Below are 14,454 nucleotides of genomic sequence, written 5' to 3' on the forward strand. Positions count from 1 at the left end.
ATCCGGCAGCGGCCCCAGGCCGGGCCGGGGTCGCGGAGAGCTCGTGCCGTGGCGGAGGGGAGGGGCGTCCAGGCCTCAGTGGTACAGGCGTGGACGCCCCTCAATGCCGTAATCGTTCCCCCCGCCCCGGCCGACCCGGTGTCCGGTTCCCGTCGCCGTACGGGCCCGCTCGGTCCCCGCCCCTTCCCGTACGTCGGCGTCAGAGCGCTGCGTAGACCGCCTCGACCAGTGCCATCTTGCGAGGGTCGTCGGCGATGTTGGGGCCCATCCGGTTCATCACGTAGCCCATCGAGACCCCCGATTCCGGGTCCGCGAGGCCGCAGGAACCTCCGAAGCCGTCGTGGCCGAAGGCTCGCGGGTTCGGGCCGTAGGAGGCGTTGGGTCCGCTGAGCCAGAGGCCCAGGGCGCACTCCGTGTCATGGGCGAAGCCCGCACCCAGCACCAGGTCCCGGCAGGCCCCCTGCCCCTCGCGGGCCCGTTCGGCGGCCGGCTCGGAGAGGATCCGGCGCTCGCCGGAGCGGCCGCGCCCGGCGAAGACGCCGTACAGCTGGGCGACCGCGCGGGCCGTCCCGTGGCCGTTGGCCGCCGGCAGTTCGGCGGCGCGCCACTCGGGGCTGTTGGCCTGGGTCGCGCCGACGAGCGGGTTGGCCAGGGCGGCCTGCGCCGCGGGCGCCAACTGGGCGAAGAGAGCGGCCTGTTCACTGGCGGACGAGGCGCGGGGGTGCACCAGCTCGGCGGCCCGGACCGTCTCCTTCTCCGGCAGACCGATGGTGAAGTCGATGTCGAGCGGGCCGGTGATCTCGTCGCGGAGGAACGCGCCGGGCAGCCGCCCTGTGATGCGCCGGATCACCTCGCCGACCAGAAAGCCGTACGTCAGGGCGTGGTAGCCGGAGCGGGTGCCGGGCTCCCACCACGGCTCCGTCGCCGCGAGCCGGGCGGTCGTCACCTCCCAGTCGTAGAACTCCTGGAGGCTGAGCGGCTCGCGCAGGCCCGCCAGCCCCGCCCGATGGGAGAGGAGATGGCGTACGGGGAGCTTCTCCTTGCCCGCCGCGCCGAACTCGGGCCAGTACGAGGCGACCGGCGCGTCCAGGTCGAGCAGCCCGCGGTCCGCCAGCAGGTGGGCGCAGAGCGCGGTCACGCCCTTGGTCGTGGACCAGACGTTGACCACGGTGTCGCGCTCCCAGCGCCGCGTGCGAGCGGCGTCCGCCCAGCCGCCCCACAGGTCGACCACGGTCTCGCCGTGGACCTGGACCGTCACCGCCGCGCCGAGCTCGTCCCTCGTGCGGAAGTTGGCCTCGAAGGCGTCCCGTACGGCGCTGAAGCGAGGGTCGCAGTGCCCTTCGATCGCGGGGGCGGGGGCGGGGGTGCGGGCCGGGTCGGGCTCGGGCATGGCGTCCTCCAGGGTGCCGGGCGGTCCCCGGCAACATACCGACTGGTCGGATCGGAGGGAAGGAGTGCGACAGGGGCACGCCTGCGGAAGGAGGGCTGCGACAGGGCCACGCCTCCGGAAGGCCGCCGGCGCGACATGGGACCGGCCGGTGGAGCCGTCGCGACCGTTCGCCCGGTCGGGCGACCCGTGTTGCCGGAGGGGGCGGCGGCGGGTTGCGTGGGGTCGACGAGCGGCATCGGAACCCCAGGCCGCGGGAGAAGCGAGGTCCCTCGTGCCCGGCTACCCGCCCATCGCCGACCATGGGCTGATCGGCGACCTCCAGACCGCCGCCCTGGTCTCCGCAGGCGGCGCGGTCGACTGGTTCTGCGCACCCCGGTTCGACTCGCCGAGCATCTTCGCCTCCCTGCTCGACGCCGAGCGCGGCGGCCATTTCACCATCGCTCCCGCCATGGACGACGTGACCGTCCGCCAGCTCTACCTGACCGACACGGCGGTCCTGATCACCAGGTTCCTCACCCCGGAGGGGGTGGGTGAGGTCGTCGACCTCATGCCGGTGAACGAGGAGCCGGAGGTGGCCACCGACCGGCACCGCATGCTGAGGGCCCTGCGCGTGGTGCGCGGGACCCTCACCTTCGACGTGCAATGCCGACCGCGCTTCGACTACGGACGCGCACCGCACACGCTCACACTCGACGGCAACGCCGCCACCTTCCACGGCCCCGGCCTCGACGTGCACCTGCAGAGCTCTTTCCCGCTCGACCGAGACGGCCAGGACGTCCGCGCCACCATCACCCTCCAGCAGGGCCAGGTCGCCGGGATCGTCCTGGAGACCTCCTCCCCGGGCGCCCCCGCGCCCGCGCCGGTCACCGAAGAGTCACTGAGGGCGGAGATGAGGGAGACCCACACCTTCTGGCACAGGTGGATTCGTCGCTGCCGTTACCGGGGCCGCTGGCAGCAGATGGTCAACCGCTCGGCCATCACCCTCAAGCTGCTCATCTACGCCCCGACCGGCGCGCCGGTCGCCGCCCCCACCATGGGACTCCCCGAACAGATCGGCGGCGAGCGCAACTGGGACTACCGCTACACCTGGATCCGCGACGCATCCCTCTCCGTGCGCACCCTGCTCGACCTCGGCTACATCGAGGAGGCGAACGCCTTCCGCCGCTGGCTCGGCGACCGCTTCCGCGCGCCCCGGCCGCCCGGCGGCGAACCGATGCAGATCATGTACCGGATCGACGGCGATCCCCACCTGTCCGAGGAGACCCTGGGGCACCTGTCCGGCTACCGCGACTCCGCGCCCGTCCGGGCCGGGAACGGGGCCGCCGAGCAGCTGCAGCTCGACATCTACGGCGAGTTCGCCTACGCGGTGACCCATTCCCCCGATCTGGCCGAACTCGCCGGCTACGAGGCGTGGAAGGGATTCTCCGCGCTCCTCGACTGGCTCGCCGACAGCTGGGACCGGCCCGACGAGGGCATCTGGGAGACCCGCGGCGGCCGCAAGGACTTCACGTACAGCCGTCTGATGTGCTGGGTGGCCCTCGACCGCGGTATCCGGCTCGCCACCGAGTACGCCCGCCCTGGCAACCTGCAGCGCTGGACCGCGGAACGCGACGCGATCCTCACCCAGGTGATGGAACGCGGCTGGAACTCCGAGCGGAAGGCGTTCGTCCAGCACTACGACAGCGAGGTGCTGGACGCGTCCCTGCTGCTCATGCCAGTGGTCGGCTTCATCTCCCCGAAGGCGTCAGCGTGGCTGTCCACCCTGGACGCCATGGACCGCGAACTCGTCACGGACAGCCTCGTCTATCGCTACAACCCCGAGGCGTCCCCCGACGGCCTGCGCGGCTCCGAGGGCACCTTCTCGCTCTGCAGCTTCCTCTACGTCCACGCGCTGGCCAGGGCGGGCCGCCTCGACCAGGCTCGCTACGCGATGGACAAGATGCTCACGTACGCCAACCACGTCGGACTCTTCGCCGAGGAGATCGGACCGACCGGTGAACAACTGGGCAATTTCCCGCAGGCGTTCACCCATCTTGCCCTGATCACGGCGGCGATGGCCCTCGACGAAGAGCTCGACAAGGACGCCGCCCGCTGGTGCTAATGTCGCGGCGCGTGAATCACAAGATACGCAAGCAGTACGAGGCGATGCGGCGCCATTTTCAACAGGCCGCCGAGCAACGGGGTTTCACCGTCGCCCCGGCGCAGGAGCTCGCTGCCGAGCGGCTCTGCCGGCTCGCGGGCGAACTGGTGGGATCGAGCGGACTGTTCGGCCGCTCACCCCAGCCGCCGCGCAGCCTCTACGTGTGGGGCCCGGTCGGGCGCGGCAAGAGCTGGCTGGTGGACACCTTCTTCGACGGCCTGCCGACCACGCGCAAGCGGCGGCTGCACTTCCATGACTTCTTCCGCGCCCTGCACGACGGTGTGGCCCGTGAAGGCCGGTCGCGCGAGGGCGAGCCGCACGAAGGGTCTTCGCACGGCCGGCGCAGCGCCGTCGACCGTGCGGTGGACGAGCTGCTCGGCGACTGCCGGATCCTGGTCTTCGACGAGTTCCACGCACACGACGCGGGTGACGCGATGCTGGTCGCCCGCCTCTTCCGTACGCTCCTGGACCGGCGCGTCACCCTTGTCACCACGTCCAACTACCCGCCCGCCGGGCTGATGCCGAACCCGCTGTACCACCATCTCTTCGAGCCCACGATCCACCTGATCGAAGAGCGGATGGACGTCCTGGACGTCTCCGGCCCGACGGACTTCCGGCGGCTTCCCCAACAGGTCCATGGGTCACGGAGGTTCGCGGAGGGCGCCTGCCTGACGGACGAGACGGACACGCTGCCGGGCGAGCCGAGCCTGCTCGCGCCGCGCCCCGACGAAGCCGTCCTCGTACCCGTGCACCACCATGAGCTGCCCGCCAAGGCCGTCCGCGCCGACCTGGTCTGGTTCGGCTTCGACGACCTCTGCGAGGGCACCACCTCGGTACCGGACTACCTGGCCCTCGCCGAGCGCTTCGCCACCCTGGTCCTGAGCGACGTTCCGCCCCTGGCCTCCTGCACGGCGGACGGGCGCCAGCGGTTCGCCAACCTGGTGGACGTCTGCTGCGACCGCGACGTACGCCTGTTCCTGATCGGCGCCGACCCGCTGGCCGGAGTGTCCGACGGATCCGGCCTGATGCGCGATCTGGACCGTACGGCCAGCCGACTGGCGATGCTGCGCCGGGCGGGCGTCGCACGGTGACCGTCGAGCGTCCCCAGCGGGTGCGCCCCGCCTTTCGGGGGGGCGCTCGGGTGAGCCGCGTCTCACCCGGGCGGTCGCGCTTGCCTATGCAACGAGTTGCATAGAAGGATTCGGGTGTGGCGATCGAACACGCGATTCTTGTGTCCCTGCTGGAGAAGCCCGGTTCCGGCTACGAGCTGGCCCGGCGGTTCGAGCGGTCCATCGGGTATTTCTGGACCGCCAGCCATCAGCAGATCTACCGCGTGCTCAAGCGGATGGAGAGCGAGGGCTGGGTCGACGTCCGCGACGTGCCGCAGCAGGGCCGTCCGGACAAGAAGGAGTATTCGGTCGCGGCGCTCGGACGGGCCGTCCTGTCCGGGTGGCTGCACGAGCCCATCGAACCCGAGAGCGTCCGGCACGACCTCGCCGTGAAGATCCGGGGCGCGGCCTTCGACGACCCGGCCGCGCTGATCAGCGAGGTCGAGCGGCACCGGCAGGCGCACATCGAGCGCCTCGACCATTATCTCGCGGGCGAGGAACGGGACTTCACGGGACCGGGGGCGCCCGGCGCGGCCGACGGTCCACTCGACGCGGGGCGGGAACTCCAGCACGTCGTGCTGCGCGGTGGCATCGCGTACGAGCGGATGACGCTCGCCTGGCTCGACGACGTCCTCGCCACCCTCCACCGCCTCGGTTCCGAGCGCTGATCGGCGCCCGGACCGCGCCTCACGACCCCCCTCTCGTCCACCCGACCGAAAGACGGAGCACATGGCCGACTCGCTGCTGTTCAACCCGCACACCTACGACCCGGCGCACTTCGATCCCGAGACCCGCCGACTGCTGCGCGCCACCGTGGACTGGTTCGAGGAGCGCGGCAAGCGCCGGCTGATCGAGGACTACCGGTCCCGGGCCTGGCTGGCCGACTTCCTGGCCTTCTCCGCCAAGGAAGGGCTGTTCGCCACCTTCCTGACGCCCTCCGGCGCCGCCGCCGAGGGGGAGTCGGACAAGCGCTGGGACACCGCCCGCATCGCGGCCCTCAACGAGATCCTCGGCTTCTACGGGCTCGACTACTGGTACGCCTGGCAGGTCACCACCCTCGGCCTCGGCCCCGTCTGGCAGAGCGACAACCCCGCCGCCCGTGCCCGCGCCGCGGAGCTCCTCTCCGAGGGCGAGGTGTTCGCCTTCGGCCTGTCCGAGAAGGCCCACGGCGCCGACATCTACTCCACCGACATGCTCCTGGAGTCCGACGGCGCGGGTGGCTTCCGGGCCACCGGATCGAAGTACTACATCGGCAACGGCAACGCCGCCGGACTGGTCTCCGTCTTCGGCCGCCGCACCGACGTCGAAGGCCCCGACGGCTACGTCTTCTTCGCCGCCGACAGCCGCCACCCGGCGTACCACCTGGTCAAGAACGTCGTCGACTCGTCGAAGTACGTCAGCGAGTTCCGCCTGGAGGACTACCCGGTCGCTCCGGAGGACGTCCTGCACACCGGCCGCGCCGCCTTCGACGCCGCCCTGAACACCGTGAACGTCGGCAAGTTCAACCTGTGCACCGCCTCGATCGGTATCTGCGAGCACGCGATGTACGAGGCCGTCACCCACGCGCAGAACCGCATCCTCTACGGCCGCCCCGTCACCGCCTTCCCGCACGTGCGGCGCGAGCTGACCGACGCGTACGTCCGTCTCGTCGGCATGAAGCTGTTCAGCGACCGCGCCGTCGACTACTTCCGCACCGCGGGCCCGGACGACCGCCGCTACCTCCTCTTCAACCCGATGACGAAGATGAAGGTGACCACGGAGGGCGAGAAGGTCATCGACCTGATGTGGGACGTCATCGCCGCCAAGGGCTTCGAGAAGGACAACTACTTCGCCCAGGCGGCCGTCGAGATCCGGGGCCTCCCGAAGCTGGAGGGCACCGTCCACGTCAACCTGGCGCTGATCCTCAAGTTCATGCGGAACCACCTGCTGGACCCGGTCGCGTACGAGCCCGTCCCGACCCGCTTGGACGAGGCCGACGACACCTTCCTCTTCCGCCAGGGGCCGGCCCGCGGCCTGGGATCCGTACGGTTCCACGACTGGCGCGCCGCGTACGACGCGTACGCCCACCTGCCCAACGTCGGGCGCTTCCGCGAACAGGCCGATGCGCTCTGCGAGTTCGTCGCCACCGCGGCCCCCGACGAGGAGCAGAGCCGTGACCTCGACCTCCTCCTCGCCGTCGGCCAGCTCTTCGCGCTCGTCGTCCACGGCCAGCTGGTCCTGGAGCAGGCGGGCCTGACCGGCCTCGACGAGGACGTGCTCGACGAGCTGTTCGCCGTTCTCGTACGGGACTTCTCGGCCCACGCCGTCGAACTGCACGGCAAGGACTCCGCCACCGAGCAGCAGCAGCTCTGGGCCCTGGGAGCCGTTCGGCGCCCGGTCGTCGACGAGGCACGTTCGGGCCGGGTCTGGGAGCGTGTCGAGGCCCTGTCGGGCGCGTACGAGATGGCACCGTAACCCCGCCCCACCGCCGCCCTCAGCCCCGTCGGGGCCGAGGGCGGCGGGTGGATCGGCCGAGGGGCCTCGGGGCGGAGAGGCCGTCGCGGCCGACGGGCCTCGGGGTGAGAGGCCCTACACGTCGTCCCAGGCCATCGAGCTCATCCGCCAGCCGGCAGGCGTGCGGACGAACTGGGTGGTCTTGTGCCCGGAGCCCTCGAACCAGGCGCCGTCGAGGAATCCGGACTTGTGGTACTCGCTGAAGCGGTGCGCGATCGACCCGAAGATCTCGGTGCGCTCGGTGACTTCCCATTCGGAGAACTCCGTCAGCGTCCCGTCGGTGAGCATCCTCTGCCGGGGCTCGATGAAGGCGTCGAGATCGTAGATCACGGGCTCGGCGCCGACGTTGCTGATGATCGTTCCTTGCGGGATGAACACCTCGCGGACGACGTCGAGGTTCGGCCGGCTGCCGCCGGTATTGGTGAACGCGCCGAGGAAGGCGCCCGCCAGCCGGTCGAGTTCGGCCTTGACGTCGGACGCGGGACCTTCCGTCCGGGGTGAATCCGCCGTGGGCCCGTGGTCCGCGGGTGGCCACTCCGTGGAGAGGATCGACCAGATCTCGGTGTCGTGCCGCACGCCCCGGTACAGAGTGTGCTGCCGCAGCACACCGTCGCGGGTCATGCCGAGCCGTCGCGCGGCCTCGATGCTGCGGGTGTTCCCCGCCGCGACCACCCATTCGACCCGGCTCATCCCGCGTTCCCCGAACGCCCAGTCGATCAACGCCCGGCAGGCCCGGGTCACCAGCCCACGGCCCGCCCCGTCCGCTTCCAGCCAGCAGCCGATCTCACAGACCCCGGAGGCGGTGTCGAACTTCGTGAACATGACCCCGCCGACCAGCGTGCCGTCCAGCCAGATCCCGTAGATCCGTCGGGTGTCCGCGGCCTGGTGGTCGGCGTATCGCTGAAGGACGGCCGTGGCGGAGGCGAGGTCGGTGCTGAAGGTCGCCCAGGGTATCCAGGGGTCCACGAACGGCCGGGCTCGGTCGATGTGGTCGAGGAACTCCCGCGCCTGCCAGGGCTCCAGAGGGCGGAGTCGAGCGTCGTCGCCGAGCGGCAGTGCGAACACGGATGCCTCATTCCCTGGGTACGTAACAAGCGTTCGGTATGTAAGGTAACAGCATGCCGCCCGCACCCGGAGATCGTGAAGCCCGCCGCGAGGACGTCTCCCAGGCGGTGTGGCACGTACTCGCCGACAAGGGGTTCGGCGGGCTGACGCTGCGTGCCGTCGCCGCCGCGATGGGTGTCTCGACCGGGATGCTCATGCACTACTTCCCGACCAAGCGGGCATTGATCGCGCATGCCCTGGATCTGCTGGAGAAGCGCACCGCGGAGCGCCCCCGCCGCGAACGTCCGGCCGAGGGCCTCGCCACCGTGCGCGCCATGCTGCTGGACATCCTGCCGCTGACCCCCGGCGACACCGCCCGCAACCGCATCTGGGTCAGTTCGTGGGACCTGGCCCTCGCCGACGACGCCCTCGGCGCGGACCAGGCCGACCGCTACACCCGCTTGCGCTCGACGATCCGCCCGCACCTCGAAGAGGCTCGCGACCACGGCGAGCTGCCCGCGACCGCCGACCCGGACCGACTCGCGGCCACGGCCGTCGCGTTCACCCACGGACTCGTCGTCCAGGCCCTCTTCGACCCCGGCCGCTTCTCCGAGGACGTCCAGACCGCGATGCTCGACGACTTCCTCGCCTCGATCTCCGGCCCGGCCTGATCGGTCGCTCCTTCAGCAGGTGGTCCCGGAGGGGACCGGCTTCCGCTCGATGAGGTAGTCGTCGACGTGGCGCGTGACGCAGGTGTTGCTGCGGCCGTACGCCGTGTGGCCGAAACCCTCGTAGGTGAGGAGCATGCCGCCGGGGAACTGGGAGGCCAGGCTCGTCGCCTCCTCGTAGGGGGTGGCCGCGTCGCCGGTGGTGCCGACCACCAGGACGGGGACGACACCCGTTGCGTCGACCCGGTGCGGCCGCTGAGCGGTCGTGGGCCAGTCCTTGCAGGTGAGTGCCGTGGTCACACCGGAGGTGCCGTAGCGGCCCGCGGCCTCCTCGGCGGGGGCGAGGGCCTTCCAGTACGCCTGCGGATCGCGGGGATGCGGGATGTCGAAGCAGTTGACGGCCTGGAGCGCCGCGTCGCTGTTGTCGGAGGGAACCTCCGCGCCGGGCTCGTCGGCATCGCTCGCCCCGTCCGAGGGGTCGGGGGTGTCGGAGTCGTCGGTATCCGGCGCCGGCTCCTTGGTCTCCGCGAGTTTCGCCAGCTTCGTACCGTCGCCGCGACCCGCGTCGCGCAGGGCCTGGGAGAGGTCCTTCCACTGCGTCTCGGGCGCGTACGTCGACATGACGAGAGCTTCGAGCAGCACGTTCGCGTCGGCGCCGTCCTCATCTCCCTCGACGGGCAGCGGATCGCGCGCGGTCCGCTCGAAGAGCCCGTCGATCAAGGTGCGTATCTCCTCGGGGGTGCCGCCGGGGCAGCTGTCCGCGGCCACCTCGGCGCACGAGGCGATGTAATCCTCGACGGCCCGCTGGAAACCGACGCCCTGGCTCACGGCTCGTTTCGCCCAGTCGAGGGAGGGGTCGACAGCGCCGTCCAGGACCATCGCGCGGACCCGGCGTGGGAACTGCTCTGCGTACGAGGTGCCCAGACTCGTCCCGTACGACCAGCCGAGATACGTGACGTGGGACTCGCCGAGGGCGGCCCGCAGCACGTCCATGTCCCGGGCCACGTCCTGCGTGCCGACGTGCCGCAGGATGCCGGCGCTGTGCTTCGTACACGCATCGGCCCGCTGCTTCGCGGCCGCGAGCACCTCGGCACGCTCCCCGACGGTCCTCGGGAAGAACGGATCGGCCGCGGGGGACTGTGAAGCCGTCCGGGAAGCCGTCTCCTCGGTCGACTCCTCGCCTCCCCCGCAGGTCAGCGCCGGCGTGCTGCCCCCGACACCCCGCGGGTCGAAGGAGACGATGTCGAAGCGGGCGCGCGCCTCGGCGGTGAACGAATCGGTCATGCCCTCCTCCAGGAGGGAGGTCACCCCGGAAGCGCCCGGCCCGCCGGGGTTCGCGATGATCGAGCCGATCCGCTCGGCAGGCTTCGCCGTGACCGCTCGGGCCACCGGAAGGACGAAGGTCTTCCCGTTCGTCGGGTGGGCGTAGTCCATGGGGACGGTGAGCTCCGCGCACCGGTACTCACCGCACGCCGTCCACTTCAGCTTCTGCTGGTAGAAGGACCTCAGCTCGGGCCGGGCGGCGGGGTCGACAGAGCCGGTCGCCCCCACTGCCTTGCCCGTGTCGGGCCCCGGAGGCGTGGTGCAGGCGGCGAGCGTGGTGGCGCCGAGGAAGGCCAAGGCGATGGCCAGGGTGAAGGCCGGGGTGGAGGTCGGGGCGTGGTGGCGGACGGCGCGGTTCAACGAAGTGCTCCCATGGTCGATTCGCTGGGGAGCATGACGGGCCGATGCTGAGGATTTGATGAGGACGACGGCGCCGGCCGGCCGGGGGCGGTCGGCCGGCTCGTCACAGGTCGTCGGAGGCGAGGCGGTACCCGACACCCCGGACGGTGTGGATGAGCGCCGGTTCTCCCAGCTTGCGGCGGAGCTGGGAGATGAGCACGTCCAGGACGTTGGACTGCGGCTCGGCCATCTCGTCCCAGCAGCCCTCCAGCAACTCCGCCCGGGACACCGCCTGATCGGCACGCGTGGCCAGCATCTCCAGGACCGCGAACTCCCGGCTCGTCAGCATGAGCAGCACCCCGGCGCGGTGCACACGCCGACGGGCGGTGTCGACCTCCAGGTCGCCGACCTGATGGACGGGCGGGCGGACGATCGCGGAACGCCGGCACAGACTGCGGACCCGGGCGACCAGCTCCGGGACGGCGAACGGCTTGATCAGGTAGTCGTCACCGCCGCTCGCGAAGCCCTCGACACGGTCGGCGACCGAGTCGCGGGCAGTGAGGAAGAGCACCGGCACCGCCCGGCCGCCACGACGCATCTCCTCGACGTACGCGGCGGCGTCCCCGGACGGAAGCATCCGGTCGAAGACGGCGCAGTCGTACGCGGTGACGAACAGCGCCTCGTCGGCCCGGGGCAGGTCGGCGGCCTCGTCGACGGCGAGCCCCGCCGCACGCAGCGCGGCCGCCACGCCGAATCGCAGATTCTCGTCGTCCTCGACCAGGAGCACTCGCACGCCGCACACCCTAGGGCGTGTGACCGGCAAGATCCTCGCGGGGCCCCGGTGATGAGCCCCCGGCGTCATATCACCGTTGCGCGGGGAAACGCTTCGCGAGGAACTGTTCGAACGTGACCGTGCCCACGGCGAGGTCCGGCGTCAGATGGCCGCCGGCGCGGAATCCCTGGTACGCCCGGCCCGCCAGGCGCGCGTTCAGGAGAAGCCTGCGTCGTCCGCTCGCACGCAGGTAGGCCCTGGCCAGCTCCGGCAGCGTACGGACCTCCGGGCCGCCCATGTCGGGCACGCGCCCCGCGGGCGCCCCGCAGGCGAGCTCGGTCAGCCGGGCGGCGACCTCCGACACCTCGACCGGCTGGTCGGCGACCCCTGCGGGCAGCAGCATGACCGGCAGCGCCGCCGCGCCGTGCAGGACCCGCAGCACCAGGTCGTGGAACTGCGTCGCGCGCAGCACGGTCCAGCCCAGCCCCGACTCCGCGATCAGCCCCTCGACGGCGAGCTTGGTCCGGTAGTAGCCGAGCGGCACCCGGTCGACGCCGACGATCGAGATGTACACCAGATGCCGGACCCTGGCCTCGCGGGCCGCCTCGATCAGATGGCGTGCCGCCTGCTCGTCGCCACCGCGCGGCGAACTCGCGCAGTGCACGATCGTGTCCACACCCGCGACGGCCGCGGCCAGCCCCGTGCCCTCGCGCAGATCCACGGCGTACGGCTGGGAGCGGCGGCTCAGCACGCGCACCTCGTGCTCTCCCGCGGAGCGCAGCCGCTCGGTGACGAGCCGGCCGAGGGTTCCGGTACCGCCGGTCACCAGGAAGGTGGTCATCGTGGGTGTCGTCCCTTCGGTGAGCGGGCGCTCCCCGGTGGAACGCCTGTCATGTGCTGAGAACCGGCGAGGACCCACGGATGTGACAGCCACCTCGGTGACCGCGCTCACCCGGCGGTCACGTCGTGGGGGACGGGGCGGTGAACTGCCGTTCTGCGAAGGTGAGTTTGTCTGGGTTCATCACGACCCGCGCATGGGCAACGGCGGCGTCTCGCAGCTCGAACGAGGCGACGGCGACGAGTTGTGCCTCGGTGTGCGCCACCAGCGCCGTAGCCCCGTTGACCTCGGCGGCCGTGAGGACCAGTCCGTCCGGGAGACGCCGCATGGCGCCTGTCAGGAAGCGCAGGACCCGGTCCCGGCCGACGATGGGGCGAAGAGCGGCGGTGACCCTGCCGCCGCCGTCGCTCCACCAGGTGACGTCCTCGGCGAGCAGCTTCTCCAGACCTGCCATGTCGCCCTCGCGCGCGGCCCGCACGAAGGACTCGACGAGTTCGCGCCGCCGCGCGGTCGTCGGTGCGAAGCGGGCCTCGGGCGTCGCCACCCGCTGGACCGCCCGGCGGTACACCTGACGGCAGTTGGCCTCGCTCAGGTCGAGCGCCCCCGCGATGTCCCGATGGCTGTAGCCGAACGCCTCGCGCAGCACATAGACCGCGCGCTCCGTCGGTGTGAGCCGCTCCAGCAGCACCAGCAGCGCCGTCGACACGGCGTCGCGCTGCTCGGCCGACTCCAGGGGGCCGAGTGTTCCGTCCTGCGTGAACACCGGCTCCGGCAGCCATGGCCCCACGTACCGCTCACGCCGTACGCGGGCCGAGGTGAGCCGGTTGACGCAGAGGTTGGTCACGACCTTGGCGAGCCAGGCCCCGGGATGCTCGATCGACGCCCGGTCGGCGCCGCTCCACCGCAGATAGGCGTCGTGCACGGCGTCCTCCGCCTCCTCGGCGGACCCGAGCAACCGGTAGGCCAGGCCGAACATCCTGGGGCGGTGGAACGTGAACTCCTCGGCGGTTCCTGACGTCATGCGCCCAGCCTCGCAGACCCGCCGAAGGGGGTAGGCGGGCAGGGCTGTCCGTCGGGGAGCACCCCGGCTCTCATCGGCTCACCAGCGGTACCAGCGTCCGTTCCCGGAACGCATGAAGAAGCCCAGGACCCAGAGCACCAGCAATGCGATGGCGATCCACCAGAGCACTTCCGCGGCGAATCCGATTCCGAAGAGAATGAGGATCAGCAGCAGCACGAGAAGAAGCGGGACCATGACGGCACCTCCGCGGAGTCGGGGCGCCCCCGTCCCGGGGGCACGCCCTTGGCATTCCGGCGTTTGCCCAGGACATCGCGTCTCATGCACACGTGCTCACGCCCTGAGCGAGCGTGGCGGCAGCGGTTCCGGAAGCGCCCGGCGGATAGTGGGAGGCGTGGACGTCGAGCAGATCATCGAGGAGTTGTACGGGCTGCGGCCCGAGGAGTTCACCGGCGCCCGCGACGCGTACGTCGCCGAGGCACGCAAGGCACGGGACGCCCATGCGGTGAAGGTGATCTCGGGCCTCCGGCGCCCGACGACGGCGGCCTGGGTGTCGAACCTCTTCGTACGGGAGCGGCAGGCGGACGTCGACCGCCTGCTCGCGCTCGGGGAGGCCCTCCGGGAGGCCCACCGCACGCTCGATCCCGTGAAGATGCGGGAAGCGAGCGGGCAGCGGCACAAGGTGATCGCCGCGCTCGCCCGGGAGGCGGCCGCGTCGGCGCGGGATACCGGACAGCCGGTGAGCGACGCCGTGCTCCACGACGTCGAGCAGATCTTCCACGCCGTGCTGGCCGGCCCCGACGTCGCCGCGGAGTGGGCGACGGGCAGGCTCGTCAAGGCTCCCGAGGCGCCCGTCGGCTTCGGTGAGGTCACCCCGGAGGCGGCGCTCCCGCGCCCGAAGGCCGCCGAACCCGCGAAGTCCGCGAAGTCCGGGAAGTCCGCGGAGCCCCCGAAGCCCGCGGCGAAGGGGCCGAGCAAGGCGGAGACGGAACGCCGCGAGCGGCGGGAGCGGGACCGAGCGGCCGCCGAGGCGGCCACCGCGGAGGCCCGCCGTCGCGACGAGGTGCTCGACGAGGCCGAGGGGGAGCGACGTACGACGCAGGACCGGGCCGCCGCGGCGGACGAGCGCGTCACCGATCTGGAGCGGCAGCTGCGCGAGGCGAAACAGGAGCAGCGCGCCGCGCACACCGCGGCGGCCGAGGCCGAGACGGCGGTGAAGGAGGCCGGCCGCGGGGGGGGCGCGGGGCGCCCCGCCGCCCCCCCGGCCCGCCGCCACAGAGAAACGGAGGGCGGGAGTCGCCCGCGCCCGGGCGCCGCCCG

13 protein-coding genes are annotated in these 14,454 nt (G+C 71.6%); 6 read left to right on the forward strand and 7 right to left on the reverse strand.

All coding sequences use genetic code 11. The features are described 5' to 3' along the window. Window positions 1-199: 199 nt before the first annotated feature. A complete protein-coding gene (locus tag ABZ939_RS36550) occupies window positions 200-1,390 on the reverse strand; it encodes a serine hydrolase domain-containing protein (protein WP_361864874.1) in 1,191 nt (396 codons plus the stop codon). Between the two features lie 271 nt (window positions 1,391-1,661). Here ABZ939_RS36550 and ABZ939_RS36555 point away from each other — a divergent pair, with 271 nt between their 5' ends. From ABZ939_RS36555 to ABZ939_RS36570, 4 genes are all read left to right on the forward strand, one after another. Further along, window positions 1,662-3,491: a glycoside hydrolase family 15 protein gene (locus ABZ939_RS36555; protein ID WP_361864876.1), complete on the forward strand. Its 1,830-nt coding sequence runs from the start codon at window positions 1,662-1,664 to the stop codon at window positions 3,489-3,491. A gap of 11 nt (window positions 3,492-3,502) precedes the next feature. Beyond that, window positions 3,503-4,621 carry a cell division protein ZapE gene (zapE, locus tag ABZ939_RS36560; RefSeq protein ID WP_361864878.1) on the forward strand — a complete coding sequence of 373 codons (1,119 nt, stop codon included), beginning with the start codon at window positions 3,503-3,505 and terminating at the stop codon, window positions 4,619-4,621. A 116-nt stretch (window positions 4,622-4,737) separates the two neighbouring features. After that, window positions 4,738-5,307: a PadR family transcriptional regulator gene (locus ABZ939_RS36565; protein ID WP_361864880.1), complete on the forward strand. Its 570-nt coding sequence runs from the start codon at window positions 4,738-4,740 to the stop codon at window positions 5,305-5,307. A 61-nt stretch (window positions 5,308-5,368) separates the two neighbouring features. After that, window positions 5,369-7,093 carry an acyl-CoA dehydrogenase family protein gene (locus ABZ939_RS36570; protein WP_361864882.1) on the forward strand — a complete coding sequence of 575 codons (1,725 nt, stop codon included), beginning with the start codon at window positions 5,369-5,371 and terminating at the stop codon, window positions 7,091-7,093. Window positions 7,094-7,207: 114 nt separating this feature from the next. Here ABZ939_RS36570 and ABZ939_RS36575 read toward each other — a convergent pair whose 3' ends face one another. Then, window positions 7,208-8,197 carry a GNAT family protein gene (locus ABZ939_RS36575; RefSeq protein WP_361864884.1) on the reverse strand — a complete coding sequence of 330 codons (990 nt, stop codon included), beginning with the start codon at window positions 8,195-8,197 and terminating at the stop codon, window positions 7,208-7,210. Between the two features lie 53 nt (window positions 8,198-8,250). Between ABZ939_RS36575 and ABZ939_RS36580 the strand changes: the two genes are divergently transcribed. Next, complete coding sequence (locus ABZ939_RS36580) at window positions 8,251-8,847, forward strand: TetR/AcrR family transcriptional regulator (RefSeq protein WP_361864886.1); 597 nt, start codon at window positions 8,251-8,253, stop codon at window positions 8,845-8,847. A gap of 12 nt (window positions 8,848-8,859) precedes the next feature. On the opposite strand, the gene ABZ939_RS36585 is transcribed toward ABZ939_RS36580, so the two are convergent. The 5 genes from ABZ939_RS36585 to ABZ939_RS36605 all read right to left on the reverse strand — a co-directional run bounded on the left by ABZ939_RS36585 (window position 8,860) and on the right by ABZ939_RS36605 (window position 13,371). Next, window positions 8,860-10,527 carry an alpha/beta hydrolase gene (locus tag ABZ939_RS36585; RefSeq protein WP_361864888.1) on the reverse strand — a complete coding sequence of 556 codons (1,668 nt, stop codon included), beginning with the start codon at window positions 10,525-10,527 and terminating at the stop codon, window positions 8,860-8,862. A 103-nt stretch (window positions 10,528-10,630) separates the two neighbouring features. Then, the gene (locus ABZ939_RS36590; protein WP_361864899.1) at window positions 10,631-11,293 is read right to left on the reverse strand and encodes a response regulator transcription factor; all 663 of its coding nucleotides are present in this window, start codon (window positions 11,291-11,293) and stop codon (window positions 10,631-10,633) included. Window positions 11,294-11,369: 76 nt separating this feature from the next. Next, entirely contained in the window at window positions 11,370-12,119 is a 750-nt protein-coding gene (locus ABZ939_RS36595; RefSeq protein WP_361864890.1) for an NAD(P)H-binding protein, read from the reverse strand. A gap of 118 nt (window positions 12,120-12,237) precedes the next feature. Next, window positions 12,238-13,137 (reverse strand): RNA polymerase sigma-70 factor, encoded by a 900-nt coding sequence (locus tag ABZ939_RS36600; protein WP_361864892.1) that lies wholly within the window; start codon window positions 13,135-13,137, stop codon window positions 12,238-12,240. 78 nt (window positions 13,138-13,215) lie between these two features. Beyond that, window positions 13,216-13,371, reverse strand: a complete 156-nt coding sequence (locus ABZ939_RS36605; RefSeq protein ID WP_361864893.1) for a hydrophobic protein — start codon at window positions 13,369-13,371, stop codon at window positions 13,216-13,218. 157 nt (window positions 13,372-13,528) lie between these two features. Between ABZ939_RS36605 and ABZ939_RS36610 the strand changes: the two genes are divergently transcribed. Beyond that, on the forward strand, window positions 13,529-14,454 hold a 926-nt coding region (locus ABZ939_RS36610; protein ID WP_361864895.1), incomplete at its 3' end, for a hypothetical protein.

Origin of the sequence: Streptomyces sp. NPDC046712 (genome assembly GCF_040645695.1) — a bacterium.
GTDB lineage: Bacteria > Actinomycetota > Actinomycetes > Streptomycetales > Streptomycetaceae > Streptomyces.

Excerpts from the sequence above, each read along its gene's own strand:
- ABZ939_RS36550 (WP_361864874.1), bottom strand. The coding sequence starts at position 1,390 with ATGCCCGAGCCCGACCCGGCCCGCACCCCCGCCCCCGCCCCCGCGATC.
- ABZ939_RS36570 (WP_361864882.1), top strand. The coding sequence starts at position 5,369 with ATGGCCGACTCGCTGCTGTTCAACCCGCACACCTACGACCCGGCGCAC.
- ABZ939_RS36580 (WP_361864886.1), top strand. The coding sequence starts at position 8,251 with ATGCCGCCCGCACCCGGAGATCGTGAAGCCCGCCGCGAGGACGTCTCC.
- ABZ939_RS36595 (WP_361864890.1), bottom strand. The coding sequence starts at position 12,119 with ATGACCACCTTCCTGGTGACCGGCGGTACCGGAACCCTCGGCCGGCTC.
- ABZ939_RS36600 (WP_361864892.1), bottom strand. The coding sequence starts at position 13,137 with ATGACGTCAGGAACCGCCGAGGAGTTCACGTTCCACCGCCCCAGGATG.
- ABZ939_RS36605 (WP_361864893.1), bottom strand. The coding sequence starts at position 13,371 with ATGGTCCCGCTTCTTCTCGTGCTGCTGCTGATCCTCATTCTCTTCGGA.